Origin of the sequence: Agrobacterium sp. NPDC089420 (genome assembly GCF_044900305.1) — a bacterium.
In the GTDB taxonomy this organism is placed as follows: domain Bacteria; phylum Pseudomonadota; class Alphaproteobacteria; order Rhizobiales; family Rhizobiaceae; genus Agrobacterium.
In genome coordinates, this window is sequence record NZ_JBJDMY010000013.1 from 100,742 (window position 1) to 118,616 (window position 17,875).

Annotated in this window: 17 protein-coding genes; 6 read left to right on the forward strand and 11 right to left on the reverse strand. The window is 62.2% G+C overall.

The genetic code is table 11. From position 1 onward, the window contains the following. Positions 1-6 precede the first annotated feature (6 nt). On the forward strand, positions 7-891 hold the full coding sequence (locus ACI2KA_RS19320; protein WP_404504076.1) for an ABC transporter permease subunit: 885 nt from the start codon (positions 7-9) through the stop codon (positions 889-891). Positions 892-922: 31 nt separating this feature from the next. Then, the gene (locus ACI2KA_RS19325) at positions 923-2,047 is read left to right on the forward strand and encodes a sn-glycerol-3-phosphate import ATP-binding protein UgpC (protein WP_404504077.1); all 1,125 of its coding nucleotides are present in this window, start codon (positions 923-925) and stop codon (positions 2,045-2,047) included. A gap of 127 nt (positions 2,048-2,174) precedes the next feature. On the opposite strand, the gene ACI2KA_RS19330 is transcribed toward ACI2KA_RS19325, so the two are convergent. From ACI2KA_RS19330 to ACI2KA_RS19370, 9 genes are read right to left on the reverse strand one after another with little or no spacing between them, the layout of a single operon-like run. Next, positions 2,175-3,122 carry a LysR family transcriptional regulator gene (locus ACI2KA_RS19330; protein ID WP_404504078.1) on the reverse strand — a complete coding sequence of 316 codons (948 nt, stop codon included), beginning with the start codon at positions 3,120-3,122 and terminating at the stop codon, positions 2,175-2,177. 49 nt (positions 3,123-3,171) lie between these two features. Further along, positions 3,172-4,692, reverse strand: coding sequence for a carboxylesterase/lipase family protein (locus ACI2KA_RS19335; protein WP_404504079.1), 1,521 nt, complete (start codon positions 4,690-4,692; stop codon positions 3,172-3,174). A gap of 1 nt (position 4,693) precedes the next feature. Beyond that, positions 4,694-5,482 carry an ABC transporter permease gene (locus tag ACI2KA_RS19340; protein WP_404504080.1) on the reverse strand — a complete coding sequence of 263 codons (789 nt, stop codon included), beginning with the start codon at positions 5,480-5,482 and terminating at the stop codon, positions 4,694-4,696. Between the two features lie 8 nt (positions 5,483-5,490). Beyond that, positions 5,491-6,366 carry an ABC transporter permease gene (locus ACI2KA_RS19345; protein WP_404504081.1) on the reverse strand — a complete coding sequence of 292 codons (876 nt, stop codon included), beginning with the start codon at positions 6,364-6,366 and terminating at the stop codon, positions 5,491-5,493. After that, positions 6,366-7,421, reverse strand: coding sequence for an ABC transporter ATP-binding protein (locus tag ACI2KA_RS19350; protein WP_404504082.1), 1,056 nt, complete (start codon positions 7,419-7,421; stop codon positions 6,366-6,368). The genes ACI2KA_RS19345 and ACI2KA_RS19350 overlap by 1 nt, the downstream gene beginning before the upstream one ends. Positions 7,422-7,441: 20 nt before the next feature. Beyond that, the gene (locus ACI2KA_RS19355; protein ID WP_404504083.1) at positions 7,442-8,515 is read right to left on the reverse strand and encodes an ABC transporter substrate-binding protein; all 1,074 of its coding nucleotides are present in this window, start codon (positions 8,513-8,515) and stop codon (positions 7,442-7,444) included. Positions 8,516-8,545: 30 nt separating this feature from the next. Next, positions 8,546-9,547: a dipeptidase gene (locus ACI2KA_RS19360; RefSeq protein ID WP_404504084.1), complete on the reverse strand. Its 1,002-nt coding sequence runs from the start codon at positions 9,545-9,547 to the stop codon at positions 8,546-8,548. After that, on the reverse strand, positions 9,544-10,188 hold the full coding sequence (locus ACI2KA_RS19365; RefSeq protein WP_404504085.1) for a 2-hydroxychromene-2-carboxylate isomerase: 645 nt from the start codon (positions 10,186-10,188) through the stop codon (positions 9,544-9,546). Before ACI2KA_RS19365 ends, ACI2KA_RS19360 begins: the two co-directional genes overlap by 4 nt. After that, positions 10,181-11,677, reverse strand: coding sequence for an FAD-dependent oxidoreductase (locus ACI2KA_RS19370; protein WP_404504086.1), 1,497 nt, complete (start codon positions 11,675-11,677; stop codon positions 10,181-10,183). Before ACI2KA_RS19370 ends, ACI2KA_RS19365 begins: the two co-directional genes overlap by 8 nt. A gap of 385 nt (positions 11,678-12,062) precedes the next feature. Here ACI2KA_RS19370 and ACI2KA_RS19375 point away from each other — a divergent pair, with 385 nt between their 5' ends. The 4 genes from ACI2KA_RS19375 (at position 12,063) to ACI2KA_RS19390 (ending at position 16,133) form a co-directional block, all read left to right on the forward strand. Beyond that, complete coding sequence (locus ACI2KA_RS19375) at positions 12,063-13,391, forward strand: LLM class flavin-dependent oxidoreductase (protein ID WP_404504087.1); 1,329 nt, start codon at positions 12,063-12,065, stop codon at positions 13,389-13,391. Positions 13,392-13,540: 149 nt separating this feature from the next. Continuing rightward, on the forward strand, positions 13,541-14,536 hold the full coding sequence (locus tag ACI2KA_RS19380) for an aliphatic sulfonate ABC transporter substrate-binding protein (RefSeq protein WP_404504088.1): 996 nt from the start codon (positions 13,541-13,543) through the stop codon (positions 14,534-14,536). After that, entirely contained in the window at positions 14,533-15,402 is an 870-nt protein-coding gene (locus ACI2KA_RS19385) for an ABC transporter permease (protein WP_404504089.1), read from the forward strand. The genes ACI2KA_RS19380 and ACI2KA_RS19385 overlap by 4 nt, the downstream gene beginning before the upstream one ends. Continuing rightward, positions 15,399-16,133, forward strand: a complete 735-nt coding sequence (locus ACI2KA_RS19390) for an ABC transporter ATP-binding protein (RefSeq protein WP_404504090.1) — start codon at positions 15,399-15,401, stop codon at positions 16,131-16,133. The genes ACI2KA_RS19385 and ACI2KA_RS19390 overlap by 4 nt, the downstream gene beginning before the upstream one ends. 5 nt (positions 16,134-16,138) lie before the next feature. Here ACI2KA_RS19390 and ACI2KA_RS19395 read toward each other — a convergent pair whose 3' ends face one another. Then, positions 16,139-16,966, reverse strand: coding sequence for a carbohydrate ABC transporter permease (locus ACI2KA_RS19395; protein ID WP_404504091.1), 828 nt, complete (start codon positions 16,964-16,966; stop codon positions 16,139-16,141). Continuing rightward, the gene (locus ACI2KA_RS19400; RefSeq protein ID WP_404504092.1) at positions 16,963-17,847 is read right to left on the reverse strand and encodes a carbohydrate ABC transporter permease; all 885 of its coding nucleotides are present in this window, start codon (positions 17,845-17,847) and stop codon (positions 16,963-16,965) included. Before ACI2KA_RS19400 ends, ACI2KA_RS19395 begins: the two co-directional genes overlap by 4 nt. Positions 17,848-17,875 lie beyond the last annotated feature (28 nt).

The window sequence follows — 17,875 nt, forward strand, 5'->3', positions numbered from 1 at the left end:
GCGGCGATGATCCAGCGCACACCCTATGCCGACGCCCTGACCTATAGTCTGATGGTCGCCGGCTTTCTTCTGCTTATCGGCCCCTTCATCGTCGTCATTTCCGGCGCCAGCCAGACGGTGCAGCAGGTCAACAGCGTACCGTTCAGCTTCATCCCCCAGGGCGAATTTCTCAGCAATGCCAGGACGGCATGGGAACGCGCCAATCTCGGCAACGCCCTGTTCAACAGCATGATCATGGCGACGCTGGTCACGATCGGCAAGGTGGCCCTTTCGGCCTTCACCGCCTTCGCCATCGTGTTCTTCCGCTCGCCGCTCAAGCACCTGTTCTTCTGGACGGTGTTCATCACCCTGATGCTGCCGCTCGAGGTACGTGTCGTGCCGACCTATTCGGTGGCCGCCGACCTTTTCCAGCCGTTCCGCTCCATTCTCGGACTGTTCGGCATCGAGGTGACGGTGGAGTGGAACCTCTTGAATTCCTATGCCGGCCTCACCCTGCCGCTGATCGCCACTGCGACGGGCACCTTTCTCTACCGGCAGTTCTTCATGACCATCCCCGACGAGCTGGCGGAGGCCGCTCGCATGGACGGTTCGGGCGCCATACGCTTTTTCGTGGAAATGCTCCTGCCGCTGTCGCGCACCAACATGGCGGCGCTGACCACCATCATGTTCGTTTATGCCTGGAACCAGTATCTCTGGCCGCTGCTGATGGTCACCGATCCCTCCTACAAGACGGTGATGATGTCGTTGCGCGCGCTTTTGCCCGCCGAGGATGGCACGCCCGACTGGAACGTCACGCTGGCCGGTTCGCTCATCATCATCACGCCGCCGCTTCTTGTCGTGGCCTTCCTGCAACGCTGGTTCGTCCGCGGCCTCGTCTCGTCCGACAAGTGACGACGCGGCTTTCAACAACAAGGTTTTCATCATGGCTCAGATCGATATCCGTGAGGTCCGCAAATCCTATGGCAAGACGCCCACCCTGCATGGCGTGGACCTGTCCTTCGACTCCGGCGAATTCGTCGTCATCCTCGGCCCCTCGGGCTGCGGCAAGTCCACGCTGCTGCGCATGATAGCCGGGCTGGAGGACATCACCGCCGGTGAAATCGCCATTGGCGGGCGCGTCGTCAACAGGCTGGAACCGCGCGAACGCGGCTGCGCCATGGTATTCCAGAACTATGCGCTCTATCCGCACATGACGGTGGCCGGCAATATCGGCTATGCGCTGAAGGTGGCCGGCGTGGCCAAGGCCGAACGCCTGCGCCGCATCGAGGAAACGGCGAAGATCGTCGGCCTTTCCGACTTTCTCGAACGCAAGCCGGCCGCCCTTTCCGGCGGCCAGCGCCAGCGTGTCGCCATGGCCCGCGCGATCATTCGCGAGCCGCAGGTCTTCCTGTTCGACGAGCCGCTCTCCAACCTCGACGCCAAGCTGCGCGTCACCATGCGCGCCGAAATCCGCAAGCTGCACCAGCGCCTGTCGGCCACCTCGGTTTTCGTCACCCATGACCAGGTGGAGGCAATGACGCTGGCTGACCGGCTGGTGGTGATGAACAGGGGCAATGTCGAACAGGTCGGTCATCCGCTCGATATCTATCACCGCCCGGCCACCACCTTCGTTGCATCCTTCATCGGTTCCCCGGCCATGAACCTGTTCACCACACGGGTCGAAGTCGAATCTCCCGCGGTCATGCTGGCCGGCGCGCCGGTCAAACTCTTTCCCGAAACCGCTCTCGAACTGCGCGGCCGCGACGTGACGGTGGGTATCCGCCCGGAACAATGCCTTGTCAGCACGCAGGACGGCGCCGGAGTGCCGGCGACGGTCGATTTCGTCGAAGAACTCGGCTCCGGCCGCATCGTGCATGCCGATATAGCCGGCGAAACCTTCTCCGCCGCGATCGGCGAAGAGCTCTCGGTCAAGCCCGGCCAGCGCATCCACCTCGCCATGCCGCCCGCACACCTGCATTTCTTCGATCCGGCCACGGGCAGGAGGATCGAAACCGAAGGAGCGACCGAGACGGGCCGCAGCGACAAGGAGACATTGCTGCCGGTTTGAAGGCGGGCGCGTGACCGGACGCGAGAAGGTGCGGACCGGGTTCCCCCGGGCCGCGCCTTTTTCGGGCGACAGATGTCCGGTCGCAACCGGCGGCCACATGCCGAAGAGATAAACTACCTTAATAAAATCATCCAAATTCCTGAATTTGCGAAATTTTGTCGTAGATCACCGCTTGCGGAATATCCGCCGCCAACCGCCTTGCTGTCGCGACAAGCTGTTCCACTTCGAAGATGACCGGCCGCCCGGCCGCGGTGACGAGGCCCCATTGGAACGGTATGCGGAAGGCGAGCGGCAGAACCCTCACCCCCTCCACCGGCAGGCCCCACAGGGTGATGGATTCGACGATTGCGACACCCAGGCCCATGCGCGCAAGTGAAAGCGACACATAGGTCGCGTTGCTGTCGATCACCGATGAAAGATCGATGCCGAGATTTGAGAGCGTGTCGTTGATGCGCATGCGCAGCCGGAAAGGATTGGCGGATGCGATGAGCCGGTGGCCGGCGAGATCTTCCGCCGAAATCTCCGCCCTGCGGGCCAGCGGATGGTCCTCGGCAACCACGGCCACGCAGGGCACCTCGCCCAGCCAGTGAATGTCGATGCCGGGATTGTCGAGCGGAAGGCTGACGGCACCGAGATCGGCCGTGCCCGCCATCACCGCCTGTACGACATTTTCCGAAGAGATGCTCTGCAGATGCACATGATCGGGAAACCGGTCGGGCGGCAGGGCCGCCAGCGCTCGCGGCAGAAGACTGGAGGCGATCGCCGGAATGGAGGCGACCTCGATGGCCGTGCGGCGCGCGGCGTGAATCCGCCTTGCACTTTCGCTGATCGTCCTGAGCCCTCCCAGGAACAATTCCGCCTGGGCGAAAAAAGCCACGCCTTTTTCGGTCGGCGTGATGCGGGGACCATTGCGATGCAGCAGCGCAAACCCGATTTCACCCTCGAGATCCTGTATGAGCCGGGTCACGACCGGCTGAGACTTGCCCAGCGCCTTCGCCGCACCGGTTATGCTGCCGATCGAGACCACCGCCACGAAGGCTTCCAGCTGCCGCGTATCGAGATAGTCAGACACCATTGTTCACTCCGCCCGCAACCTGTGCTTCTTCCGCAATCGTCATTACGCGCTATACCGGCCCGCGATCTTCAAGGCCAGCCGGTTCGCCCGCCGTGGACCAGAGCGCATCACGCCCGTCGAAAGGGTCAGGCACGATCACAAATCCCGGCGGACGCGCCCAGAGCACCAGCGGCCTGTCCTGACGATAAGGCGGCCATCCGCAATCCGCTGCTGCGGCATCGCCGTCCCGGATGAAGGAGACCCAGAGATCATGGATCGATCGCGCAAAACCCGCATCCGTCACCCCCTGGCGTTGCGGCAATGCGCTGATGTCCATGCCGTCGCGATACCAGACGGAGCCCAACTCCGCCCCATGCGGCGCTCCCAATTCATCGGCTTCCAGCGGACCGTACAGATATTTGCGGACCGGGTTGAAACGGGCATGCAGCCTGGCGAAACGGATGGCGGGCAGCTGGAAGACCAGATCGCCGGCAACCGCCCGCCAGATGCCGCGCGGGCTATGGGCCGGCAGGGCGCGGCGATAACGCTCGACGATGCGGGTACCACTGAGACCGCAAGGCAGAACCCGCTCGTGCAGCCGTTCTACGCAGCGCGCAAAATCCATCGTCGGCTGCGCGGTCGCATGGGTGACGTATTCCCCGGTCGTACAGCCGATCATCATCGGCACCGCGGCGGTGCGCCCGGCCCGCGCGGCAGCTTCAGGATGTTCAGGCAGGCTCACCCCGTCGACGACCGGAACGAAGGGAACACCGAGCATCGAGGCCGACCCGTCGCGGGCAAAATCATGCTGTTCATAGGACTGGTTACAGAGATCGCGCTGGATTTCGAGCAGCCGGTGCATGGGCAGGGCCGCGAGCGCGGCATCGTCCGCATTGGCGGCCGCCAGAAACCGGCGCCTCAACTTGTCGGCATCCTCGCGGGATGCGATACCCGTGCTTGCGCCGCTCTGCGGCATGGCGCGGTGGAACAGTCCCCGCGCCCGCGGCATGGCCATCAGCGCGGCAACGGCAAAGCCGCCGGCCGAGCGCCCCGCCAGCGTTACCCGGCGCGGGTCACCGCCAAAAGCGGCAATATTGTCACGCACCCATTCAAGCGCCGCGACAAGATCGAGCAGGCCGCGATTGTCGGGCTTGCCGGCCACATGCAGGAAACCAAGCGCGCCAAGGCGATAATTGACCGTCACCTCGACAATGCCGCTGGCCGCGAAAGCGCCGCTCTGCAGCACCGCTTCATTGGCGGAACCGACCGCATAACCGCCGCCATGAATCCAGAACAGCACCGGCGCCTGGCCGTTCGGGTCGGCAGTGCGGATATTGACCGTCAGAAAATCGTCTCCGAAAGCGAGTTTCGAGGTCGCGGCAGTGCCAACCGGACCATAGGTGGGGATTTGCGGGCAGACGGGGCCAAGCCGGGCCGCATCCCGCACGCCTTGCCATGGCGCGACGGGCTGCGGTGTCTCGAAGCGCCGTTGCGGCGTGACGGGCGCGGCATAGGGCACGCCGAGAAAGGCGTGAATGCCGTTCTCCCGAATGCCCTTGAGTGCGCCGGCGGCGATTTTCACGATCGTCATGTCACAGTACCCTGCGCAGCCCGATCAGTCGCTCGACCGCCACCACAACAACAACGGAAATAAGGATGAGGATGACGGAAAGCGCGGCAATCTGCGGATCGGTGGAATATTCCAGATAGTGATAGATCTCGGTCGGCAGCGTCGAGGATTTGACCGAGACGATGAAGAGCGAGATCGTCGCCTCGTCGAAGGAAATCAGGAAGGCGATGACCGCACCGGCGATGAGGCCCGGCCGGACCAGCGGCAGGGTGATGCGCCACAGCACCATGGCTGGCGATGCGCCGTGAACCCGCGCCGCCTCCTCGATACGGCGATCCACCGCCATCAGGCTCATGGTGATGGTGCGCACGGTATAGGGCGTGGTGATGCCGAGATGCGCAAGGAAAATGCCGGTATAGCTGTCCAGCAGGCCAAGCGGCCCGAGCACGAGCATCACGCCGACGGCAAGCACGATATGCGGCACGAGGAAGGGGGCGAGGATCAGGAAGTTGATCGCGCCCTTGCCGCGGAATTCGTGCCGCGACAGCGCCAGCGACAAAAGCAGCCCGGCAAGGATCGAGACGAAACCGACAAGCAGGCCGATGCCGAGGCTGCGCCAGAAGGCGCTGATGAATTTGGCATTGGCGAAAACCTTGGCATAGGAGCCGAAGGACAGGCTTTCCGGCGGAAAGGCGAGATATTGCCGTGTATCGAAGGAAATGATCAGAACGACGATGATCGGCGCCAGAAGAAACAGATAGAGCAGCGTCAGCAGAAGCGTGTGGGCGAGACGTCCGAATTTTGCGTCCATGGCCGGCCTCACGTCTCGAGCGCGCGCATGGCGCGCTGGTAAATCACGATCACGCTGCCGAACAGCACGAGCAGCAGCACCGAAAGTGCAGCAGCAAGCGGCCAGTTCAACGTCACCGTCGCTTCATTGTAAACCTCCGTACCGATGACGAAGACACGGCCGCCGCCCATCAGGCGCGGCGTGACGAAGGACGAAATCGCCAGAACGAAAACCAGCAGTGCGGCGGTGAGAACGCCGGGCAGCGAAAGCGGCAGCACGATGCGGGTGAAGACCCGCAGTCGGTTGGCGCCCAGCATGGCGGCGGCTTCCTCCAGCTGCGTGTTGAGCCGGCCGAAACCGCTCAGCATGGCGAGGATCGCATAGGGCATCAGGATTTCGATGAGCGCGACGGTCGCACCGAAATAATTATTGGTGAGCCGGATGACCCCGTCCGTCAGCCCGGAGGATTGCAGCGCCGTGTTGATGGCGCCCCTGTCCCCCAGAATGACCATCCAGCCATAGGTACGCACCACCGAGGAAGTGAGAAGCGGCGCGACGGCAAGCGCCGTCAGCACCCCGCGCCATCGGCTCTGGGTGCGGGCGAGGAAAAGCGCGATGGGATAAGAAAGCACGACCGCGAAAATGGCGACATTCACGCCGAGATAAAGCGTGTTCCAGGCAATCTTCCAGTAAAACGGGTCCAACAGCACGGTTCTGTAGGATTCGAGCGTCCAGTCGCCACCGCGAAGGGCGGCCATGGCCGAGGATGCGAATGACGCGCGCACCAGCCAGATGAGCGGCAGGAGAAACGTCGTCAGCAGTGCAATGAGGCCCGGCAACAACAGAAGAAGCAGGACGCCGCGATGCGACGTGCCGCCGCCGGACGCATGGCTTGCCGCCGCCATCAGGCTGCCTCCCCGACAAGCGTCACATCTTCCGGCGCCACCGAAAGCGTCACGCGCTCGCCCCGGACCGGCAGGGCGGCGGCATGGGTGGGCAGATCCGCTTGAAGGCGATGCTCGCCGACACGCACGCTGATCGTCAGCATCTGCCCACGATAGGTAACGTGTTCGACAATACCGGAGAAGATATTGACACCCTCACCAAGCACGAAACGGTGCGGGCGCACGAGAAACCGAGCCCTCTTGCCAAGCGGCGCGACGCCCACAAAATGCAGGAAACCGAGACCCGGGATTTCCGCGCGGCCCGGCGCGACGACATTGCCGGCAAGGAACGAGCCGGCACCGATGAAGGAGGCGACGAAATCGGTTTTCGGCCGGTCGAAAATGTCGCGCGGCGTGCCGATCTGTTCCAGCCGGCCTTCCGACATGACGGCAAGCCGGTCGGCCATGGACAGGGCTTCATCCTGATCATGGGTCACGAAGATGCTGGTGACGCCGGTGCGGTTCTGAATATCGCGGATTTCATCCCGCATCTCATCGCGCAGCTTGGCATCGAGATTGGAGAGCGGCTCATCGAACAAAAGAAGAGCGGGTTCGATGACGAGCGAGCGGGCAATCGCCGCCCGCTGCTGCTGGCCGCCGGAAAGCTGGGAGACGCGCCTTTCGCCGAAACCCGAAAGCTTGACCAGATCGAGCGCCTTTTCCACCCGCTCCTTGCGCTGCGACTTAGCGATGCCGCGCATTTCCAGGCCGAAGGCGATGTTTTCGGCGACATTCATATGCGGAAACAGGGCATAGGCCTGAAACACCATGCCCATATTGCGCCTGTGGACCGGGGTTGCGGAAATATCGCGACCATCCAGCCGGATTTCACCTGCGGTTACCGGGATGAGGCCTGCAATCATGCGCAGGATCGTCGTCTTGCCGCAGCCGGAGGGTCCGAGCAGCGCCAGCATTTCTCCGCGCGGCAGGGAAAGGCTGACGTGATCCACGGAGGGCTTGAGGGCGCCCGGATAGGTCTTCACGAGATTGTCGATCTCGACGTGATGATCGGCCATGACGTCCTCTGCTTCCTGTCTCAATTCGCCGCGATGACCTCGCGGTTGATCCGCTGTATCCACGCCGAATATTTATCCGCCACGAAGCTCCAGTCGAGGGAGGACTGCGCGGCCTGGGCTTCCTTGCTGCCATAGATGCGGGCGGCAACCGGTTCGCTCAGCGATACCTTGGTGTTGACCGGACCGTAGAAGCTCTTTTCGGCGAAGGTGGCCTGCGCCTCGGCGCTCAGCGCATAGTTGACGAAAAGCTCGGCGGCCTGCTTATTGGCGGACCCCTCGACCAGACCGATCGTGTTCGTCTGGCCGATGGAGCCCTCCTTCGGCAGGGCAATGCCGATCTTGCCGCCCTGCGTGTCGTGCAGATATTGGGCGCGGCCGTTCCAGCAGATGGAAAGATCGACCTCGCCGCTCTGCACCACCGCATAACAATCCGGCGCGGGTTCAAAGGTCGAGACGCTCGGCGCGATCTCCTTCAGGAAATCGATGGCCGGATCGATGGAGGTCTTGTAGTCGCCGCCCTTCAGCTTGGTGAGGATCGGCAGGAGGATGACGCCGCGCGTATCGGAAAGCTTGGCGGCGATCTTGCCCTTGTATTGCGGATCGGCAAGATCGGCCCAGCTTGTCGGCGGCTGCTTCACCGCGTCGGTATTGTAAAGGATGGCGAGATTGTCCTGCGAGAAGGCGACGGCGCGGTCGCCGTCGATGCGCGCCCATTCCGGCTGTTCGGCAAGGTTCGGCACCCTGGCGGCGTCGAGCTTCGTGAACAGCTCTTCCTTGTTCGCCTTGATCGCCACGGAAACGTCGATCAGGGCGACGTCGACCTTCGGCTCGGCGCGCTGAAGGGTGAGAAGCGCCAGCGTTTCGGCCGAATTCTTGCTCTGCTGATAATTCACCTCGATGCCCGGATGTTTGGCCTTGAAGGCGTCGATGATGAATTTCTGATAATTATCCGCAAAGACGCCGGAGAAACCGACGATGTTGACGGTGCCCTTCGTCGCATACTGTGCGAAGACGGTTCCCGAGAGCGACGCGATCCCGGCGGCAACGATGCCGACGAAGAGAGCGGCCCTGCGGCGCTGATGAGCATTTTTCATTTCAGTTGCCTCCGTTTGTTTTTGATATTGTCAATTTGCGGGCCGCCAGGCGGCATCCAGCACACGCAGCCAGTTCTCGCCGAGAAGTTTGAGAACGAGCGTTTCGCTCCAGCCGCGCGCCAGCATGCGGGCGGTGATGTTGGGCACCTCGCCGATGCGCTCGATGCCCTTCGGCTTGGAAATCTTGACGGTCGCGAATTCCGTCAGCGTGCGGGCCGTGCCCTTGTCACGGTTGGCCCAGAGCTGCCAGGGGCCGGGGCGCGGCCGATCCTGCGAGAAATCCGTGCCGATGCCGACATGATCTTCGCCGACGAGATCGATGACATGGGCCATGGCGTCGAGATAATCTTCCACCGTCGCATCGTTTCCGGCGGCAAGGCCCGGCGCAAAAAGGCTGATGCCGATGATGCCGCCCTTTTCCGCGCAGGCCTTGAAGAGTTCATCCGGCTTGTTGCGCTTGACGTCGCGCAGCGCCCGCGGCAGCACATGCGAGATGCAGACCGGCGCTTGCGAGCGGGCGATGACATCCGCCGTGGTTCTGTCGCCGACATGGCTCAAATCGCAGAGCACGCCGACGCGGTTCATCTCCGCCAGCACCTCGCGGCCGAAGCCGGTCAGGCCGCTGTCGTTTTCCTCCAGATAGCCGGCGCCGGAATAATTCTGGGTATTGTAGGTCAGCTGCATGATGCCGACGCCGAGATCCTTGAAGATTTCGACATAATCCAGCTTGTCCTCGAGCGGCGAGGTGTTCTGCCAGCCGATGATGATGCCGGTCCTGTTTTCCGCCTTGGCCGCATGAATATCGGCAACCGTGCGCACCGGGCGGATCAGGTCGTCGTTTTCCCGCAGGAAACGCTTCCATTCGCTGACATAACCGATGCCCTCGCGGAAATTTTCCCAGATCACGCTGGAGACATTGACGGCGGTGAGACCACCGGCGCGCATGTCCTCGAATATCGACCTGCTCCACTGGCAGGTCTGCAGACCGTCGATGACGATGGCCTCGTGATGGAGTTTTGCGGCATCGGTCATACGGATGTCCTCACTGCGGATGATGAAATTTGATGTTTCAGGGCAGCGAGCGCGCGGCTTGCAAATTCCAGCCGGTCCTGCCCCCAGAAGAGTTCGCCATTCACCACATAGGTCGGGGTGCCGAAAATGCCGAGACGTTCGGCTTCGGCGAGATTTCCCTGCCATTCCGCCACGATGTCTTGCCGTTGCGGATCGCGCACGAGGGCCGCACCTTCCGAGCCGAGAACCGCCTGCGCGATGGCGCGGAGCGTCTCGAGATCGGCTATGTCGCGCTCCTCGCTCCACAATGCCCGCTGGATGGCGAAGGACAGGCCGATCGCATCGAGCCCGGCCTTCTGCGCAGCGATGATGAGCTGGGCGGCGCGTTCGATGGTGGCGCAGGGATAAAATTTCGGCGTCAGGTTGAGCGGCATGTCGAGATATCGACGCCACCGGTCCAGTTCCACGGCATGATAGCGCTGCCGCGCATCCGGGCGGCTGCGCAGCGGAATGCCGCCATTGGCCTCGATGATGCGGATGGGGCGCAGCACGATTGCGGCGCCATGTGTGCGGGCGACGTCCACGGCCCGCGGCGCGCCGAAATAGGCCCATGGTGAGGAAATGCCGTAAAATATCTCCAGTTTCAGCGCCGCTTCAGCCATTGGCATGCTCCTTGCTCTCGTCCTGCGCGTCCGCATCGCGCCATTCCTCGCCGGTGATTTCAGCAGCGTCATGGGTCATGAAAGTCTCGAAATGACGGGCGCGGTCTTCGACGAAGAGAGACCGCGCGATGCCCTGCGCCAGCCGCTCCGCCCCCGGGCTGATGGCCGGAATGCCGCTGGTGATTTTTCCGTGCGACGGCACGGCCGGATAGGCGAAACAATGGATGCGGGAAATCGCCGCCGCCTCGGTGGCCGGCAGACCCGGTTTCGGCAGGAATTCAAAGGCCGGACCGAGATAGGGATAGGCGCCGAGCGCTGCGTTATCCTGTCCCGCGGGCGGCTGGTAGGCGTCGCGCCAGAGCAGGACACGCTCGCTCAGGGCCGCAAATTCCGGCCGCCGGGCAAAATCGACATCGAAGCCGGTGGCAAATATTACCAGATCGGCGGGATAACGCCCCTTCGGGGTTTCGATCTCCACCGCATCGCCCGCCTCGCTCAGGCTGAGAACCGGGCTGCCGAGATGGAAGAAGGCATTGTCGTGGCGCGAGACCCGCAGCACGCTGTGGCGCGGCGGCGGGATTTGCGTCCGCTCCGCCTCGACCATGAAATTCCAGCGATCCGCATCCGGCAGGCCGACATAACCGTGGGTCATGCCGAGGCTCGCGACACCGCCGAATTTTTCAACGCGGGGAATATCCGGCCTGCGGATGAAGAGATCGACCCGGGCCGCCCCCGCCTCGAGTGCGGCTGCCGCATTATCCATTGCCGAGGCGCCGGCGCCGACCACCGCGACACGCCTTCCCCGCAGCGCCGCCACATCGAACACGTCGCCGCTGTGACGCACGAAGCGGGCGGCAACCGTTTTCGCCACTTCCGGCAGGCGCGGCGCGCCGAGACCGTCGAGCCCCGTCGCCAGGATGACCCGGCGCGCAAGAAGTCCGACGGCACCTTCCGGCCCCTGAACATCGAGGGAAAGCAGGCCGTCCTCACCGAGCGAAAGCGCGGTCAGGGCCGTATCGTTGCTGACCGGCAGCGCCAGTATCTGGCGATACCACACCATATAGGCCATCCACGTTTCACGCGGAATAAGCTCCATATCGTCGTAGGCGCCGGCACCGAACTGCGCCTCGAACCACGCCCGGAAAGTCAGGGACGGAACGCCAAGCGCCGGACCGGCAAGCTCCTTGCGGGTGCGCAATGTTTCCATGCGCGCGCTCGTCACCCAGGGGCCTTCGTGCCCGGCCGGCACCCTGTCGAAAGCCCGGATATTGTCTATTCCGGCAAATGAAAGAGCGGCAAGCGCGGTCAGCCCGCAAAGCCCCGCACCGATGACGGCGACATCCAGCACCTCGGCGCCATGAAGATGCGTGCGCGGCACCCACGGCTTCGCCGGGCGCTCGAGCAGGCAAAGCTCCCGCGCAAGCCTCGCCTCCAGCCCCGCTAGGCCGCCGGCATCGACCGGAACGACGTCGATTTTGCGATTTTCCATCATGTTATTTCTGAATTAATAGGCGTTAAAAATTCTATTTAAGCATCATAAGAAACACAGAAGCGGCCACACGGGAAGCAAAATTCTTCTAATCATTTCCGCTTTTCAGCAAATTTTGGCGCGTGCTGCGGCAAGTACCGACCCGACCACGGTTTCTGGCGATCCACAAGTCCGATGCAACGCCGGCAGCGATGACGGGATCATCGTCAGACGAGGAGTTTCGGGAAAAATCTTTCGGTTTGGAAATCATAATCGGAATAGTCTTTGCCGCGCCGATCTCGCGGCGGGGATATCGTCGCGACGAAGATCGGCCGCCAGCGCTTTTTCACAAGCGTCGCAGGCCAAGCCGCGCGGCCGAGAGACATCCACAGGAGAGTGAGATCCAATGGCAAAAGACCGAAAACTGCATCTTGGCGCCTTCATGCGGCCCGTCAGTCTCCATACGGGTGCATGGCGTTATCCGGGCGCCCTGCCGGACGCAAACTTCAATTTCGCCCATCTGGCGCGCTTCGCGCAACAGCTCGAAGCCGCGAAATTCGATGCGTTCTTCATGGCCGATCATCTGGCGGTGCTGAACATGCCGACGGAGGCGCTGCGCCGCAGCCATACCGTGACGTCCTTCGAGCCTTTCACCCTGCTTTCGGCGCTGGCCGCCGTTACCTCGCGCATCGGCCTGGTCGCCACCGCCTCCACCACATTCGACGAGCCCTACCACGTCGCGCGGCGCTTCGCGTCGCTCGACCATCTCAGCAACGGCCGCGCCGGATGGAACATCGTCACCACCTCAAACCCGGATGCGGCACGGAATTTCGGCCGCGATGAGCAGCCCGACCATGCCGAGCGTTATGGCCGTGCACGGGAATTCTACGATGTCGTCACCGGCCTGTGGGATTCCTTTGCGGATGAGGCCTTTATCCGCGACGTAGACAGCGGGCTGTTTTTCGATCCTGAAAAAATGCACGTGCTCCATCACAAAGGTCCGGAATTTTCCGTGCGCGGGCCGCTCAATATCGCGCGTCCGGTGCAGGGCTGGCCGGTCATCGTTCAGGCCGGCGCATCGGAACCGGGACGCCAGCTTGCCGCCGAAACCGCCGAGGTCGTTTTTGCGGCAACGCCCACCCTGGCGGCGGGCAAGGCTTTTTACAAGGACGTCAAGGACCGGACCGTCGCCGCAGGCCGTTCCCGTGACGGGATCGTCATCCTGCCGGGCGCTTTCGTTCTGGTCGGCGATACGGTGGAGGAAGCAAAGGCCAAACGCGCCAGGCTCGACAGTCTCGTCCACTATGACAGTGCGATCGCATCGCTCTCGATCGCGCTCGGCCACGATGTTTCAAGCTTCGATCCCGATGCACCGCTGCCCGATATTCCGGAAAGCAATGCAAGCAAATCCAGCCGTGAAAGGGTCATTGAACTGGGCAGAAGCGAGGCCCTCACCGTGCGCCAGCTTGCGCAGCGGCTGGGAGGCTATGCCGGTCTCGCTTTCGTCGGCACGCCCAAGACTATCGCCGATGAAATGGAGCAATGGCTTCATGAAGACGGTTCGGACGGCTTCAACGTCACCTTCCCTTTCCTGCCGGCCGGGCTTGACGACTTCACGACGCAGGTGGTGCCGGAACTGCAAAGACGCGGGCTGTTCCGAAAGGACTATGAAGGACCGACATTACGCGACCATCTCGGCCTGCAACGTCCGGTCAATCGGTTTTTCCCTGAATAACGCGCCTTCGCGCCGATCCCGCCGTCGGTAGGGAGATTTTCCACACCCGCCATGAAGTTTGGCATGGGGTTCCAGAACGGCGGATTGACCTCAAAAATCACCGCCCTTACCCTTTATGTACATAAAATACATAAATTAGGTGAATTAATATGAGAGCTGAACATTCCCGCCGCCGAATTCTCAAACTCGGCATTGCCGGCATGCTCGCGGCGCCGCTTGCGGCCGGCAATGCGCTGGCCCAGGGCTCACCGGAGTTTCCGGCGGAACTGAAGCTGGACTGGGGGTTCTACTCCTCCCACACGCTGCTGATAAAGAACAAGGGCTGGCTTGAGGACGCCTTCAAGGAAGTCGGCACCAAAATCACCTGGGTCCAATCCCGCGGCAGCAACAATTCGCTGGAGTTCCTGAAGGTCGGGTCAACCGATTTTGCCGGTTCGGCGGCCCTGTCAGCCTTTCTCGCCCGCGCCAACGGCGTGCCACTGAAGGTCATTTACGTGGCAAGCTGGGGCGGCTCCTCCATCATCCAGGTCCGCCCGGATTCGCCGGTGAAGACGGTTGCCGATCTCAAGGGTAAAACCATTGCCGTCACCAAGGGCACCGCGCCCTATTTCACCCTTGTCCGTGCCCTTGCCCAGAACAAGCTGTCGATCGATGATCTCAAGGTTGTGAACCTGCAGCATCCGGAAGGTTTCAACGCCCTTCAGCAGGGTCAGGTGGATGCCTGGGTCGGTATCGACCCGCACACGTCCCAGGCCGAGCTTGCCGGCGACAGGGCGATCTTCGACGAACGCAGCTGGCGCGACGGCAGCGTCTTCAGCGTTTCGGAGGAGTTTCTGGCGAAATATCCCAAGGCGGTCGAGCGGCTTCTCGGCGTGTGGGTACAGACACAGAAATGGATCCGCGAGAACAACGGCGAATTCATCGATTTCGTCACCAAGGTCACGGGCAACGATCCGAAGATCACCGAGCTCACCATCAACAAGCGCGACTGGAAAGACCCGGTTCCGGGCGAGGAGCTGCTGAACTCGATCCGTATCGTTACCCCGCTGCTCGGCGACGACGTTCTGCGCCCGGGCGTCAATGTCGACAATGTTCTTTCGTCGCTGATCGATCCCGCACCCGCGAAAAAGGCACTTGGCGCATGAATTCCCATCCGCGCGAATTTCAGCGCGTGAAACAGACGGAAAAACAGCTCCCTTCCCGATTGCCGGCGGCGCAAAGGGTGGGGAACTTCTTCGGGCGGTTCGACCTGCGCGGCGCGATCGTGCCGGTCGGCTCGCTGCTGCTGCTTGAGTTTTTTGTCCGCATGGGCTGGGTCAGCCCCTATGTGCTGCCGCCGCCGTCGGAGCTTTACGATACGTTCCTGCGGCTCGCCGAGGGGCCATTATGGACGAATGTCGCAGCCAGCACGGCCCGCGTTTTCATCGGCTTCGTCATCGGTTCTCTGCTTGCGGTCGTCATCGGTTCGCTGGTCGGGCTGGTGATTGCCGCCGAGCGTTATCTCGAGCCGACATTTCAGGCGCTGCGGGCGGTTCCGAGCCTTGCATGGGTGCCGCTGCTGATGATCTGGTTCGGCATCGGCGAAACCTCCAAAATCGTCCTCATCGCCAAGAGCGCGTTTTTTCCGGTCTATCTCAACCTCTTCTCCGGCATTCGCAATGTCGACCGCAAGCTGGTGGAAGTGGGGGAAATGTATCGCCAGCCCTTGCCGGTGCTGGTGTGGCGGATCTTCATTCCCGCATCCCTGCCGCATCTGTTCACCGGCCTGCGTTACGGGCTGTCGCTGGCCTGGCTGAGCGTCGTTGCCGCCGAGCTTCTGGCCGCTTCGGAGGGCATCGGCTACATGCTTTCCGACGGGCGGGAACTGTCGCGGCCCGATCTGGTGATGATCGCCATCATCTGCCTGGCGGTACTCGGCAAGATTTCCGACAGCCTGTTCAAGATCGTTGAAGATCGCTGCCTGCGCTGGCGCGACACCTACCCCCTGCAGCAAGGAGGGCGGCTGCGATGAGTCTGCTTCACGTGGATGTACGCGAAAAAGCCTTCGGCGACACCGTGATCCTGCAGGATATCCACTTGGCGCTCGGCGATGGCGAGGCGGCGGTTCTTCTCGGACCCAGCGGTTGCGGAAAGAGCACCCTGCTGCGCATCGCCGCCGGTCTCGACCGGCATTTCACCGGCACGGTCAAGATCAGCCAGGCGGAAGAGGACGGTGCGGCGGCTACGCCGCCGATCGCTTTCGTCTTTCAGGAACCGCGCCTGATGCCCTGGCTGACGGTTGCCGAAAACATCGGTTACGCCGCCGGGAAAAAATATGACACGCAGCGGGTGCGGGAGCTGATCGATGATGTCGGCCTGAGCGGCCATGGCGATGCGCTGCCCAAAGCCCTGTCCGGCGGCATGGCCCAGCGCGTCGCCATTGCAAGGGCGCTTTATACCCGGCCGCGCATATTGCTGCTCGACGAACCCTTCAGCGCGGTGGACGCGTTCACCCGCATGAAGTTGCAGGACCTCGTTCTCAAGCTCGTCGAACAGCGAGGCATCTCCTTCCTGCTCGTCACCCACGATATCGATGAAGCGCTCTATCTGGGTGACCGGATCTACATGATGGGCGCCCAAGACGGGCGCATCCAGCAACGGATGGAAGTGGACATGCCACGCCCGCGCGACCGCCGGTCACCGCACCTTGCCAGCCTCAAGAACGAGGTGCTGACCGCCCTGCACAACGCCCACATCATCTGAAAACCTCACCCCTTCACCCCGGAGGAAATCATGATCGCCTCCGTTACCCGCCGCTGGAAGACGACATAGGCGATGATGACCGGCAAAGCCGCCAGCATGGCGACGGCCATCAGCCGCGCATAGGCGACACCGAAGGCGTCGTTGACCTGGGTGATGCCGACCGGGATCGTCATCATGTTTTCGGAAGTGACCACGAGGAAAGGCCAGAAGAAGGCGTTCCACACCGAAATGAACGTCACGATCGCCATGGCGGTCGTGATGCCCCAGTTGAGCGGCAGATAGACCTTAAACAGGATCGTGTATTCGCCGCCGCCATCCAGCACCACGGCCTCGCGCATCTCCTTCGGCACGCTGTCGAAAAACTGCTTGTAGACGATGATGACGATGGGCGTGATGAGCTGCGGCAGGATGATGCCCGCCCAGGTGTTGATGAGGTTGAGGTTCTTCATCAAGATGAACTGGGTGACGACGAGCGTCTGCGCCGGCACCATGAAACTCGCCAGCACGATACCATAGAGCAGGCGCCGGCCGGGGAAACGGATCTGCGACAGCGCATAGGCGCACAACATCGAAATGAACAGCACGGAAACCGTGACGATGACGGCTGTGCCGATGGAATTCACATACCATGTCATCAGCCGGGTATTGAAGATGGCATTCATGTAAGCGCCCAGCTGGAACTCGTCCGGCAAGAGCGACGTGTTGCCGGCGACATTCTCATCGGAACGAAGCGAGGTGATGAAACTCCAGTAGAGCGGAAAAATCCACACCAGCGCCGCCGCAAAGGTCAGCAGGGTCAGGACGATGTTCTCGAGTTTTCTGGCGGGGCTCATGAATTCCTCCGGATGCGCAGCAGCTGGAACTGGAGAACGGAAACGATGACGATCAACAGGAAGAGCACGGTCGCCACGGCGGAGGCATAACCGCCATGGTTCATCTGGAAGGCTTCGCGATAGACTTTCAGAAGGAGGACGAAGCTGGAATTGAAGGGGCCGCCGCCGCTCAACAGGTAGATCTGGTCGAAAATCTTCAGCTGCAGGATCAATTGCAGCGTCAGGACAAGAGCCGTGACCGGCCAGAGCAGCGGCCAGGTGACGCGGCGGAAGCGCTGCCAGGTCGTGGCACCATCCAGCGCTGCGGCCTCGTAAAGCTCGGCCGGGATATTGCGCAGGCCGGCGATGAACAGCAGCACGTTAAAGCCGTTCGTCCACCAGATGGTGACGACGGCAACCATCGGCATCACCCAATAGGGGTTCTTGAAAACGGCGACCGGCTTGCCGGCCAGCAGCGAAATGACCGGCTGCAGAACGCCGAACTGCAGATCGAGCATCCAGGCCCAGATTTCCGTCACCACCGAGACAGGCAGGACATAAGGCAGGAAAAACAGGCTCATGGCGATTGTCTGCCCGATGCCCGACAGCCGGCTGACGGCGAGCGCGATCGTCAGCGCGATGATGGTTGTCGGCACCACGGTCAGGAGGACGAAATAACCATTGTTCCTGAGCGAGGTGACGAACAGCCGGTCGCCCAGCAGTTTCGCGTAGTTTTCCAGACCGACCCAGTTACCGTCGCCGATCAGCGGCGCATCCGTGAAGCTGATGCGTACCATCTCGACCAGCGGATAAAGGAAGAAGGTGGCGAAGACGACGATGAACGGCGTCACCATCGACAGCGCGATCAGCGACTTTTTCCGCCGGTTTTCAATCATTGCCATGAAATGCCTCCGGGCCTGTGCGCATTGC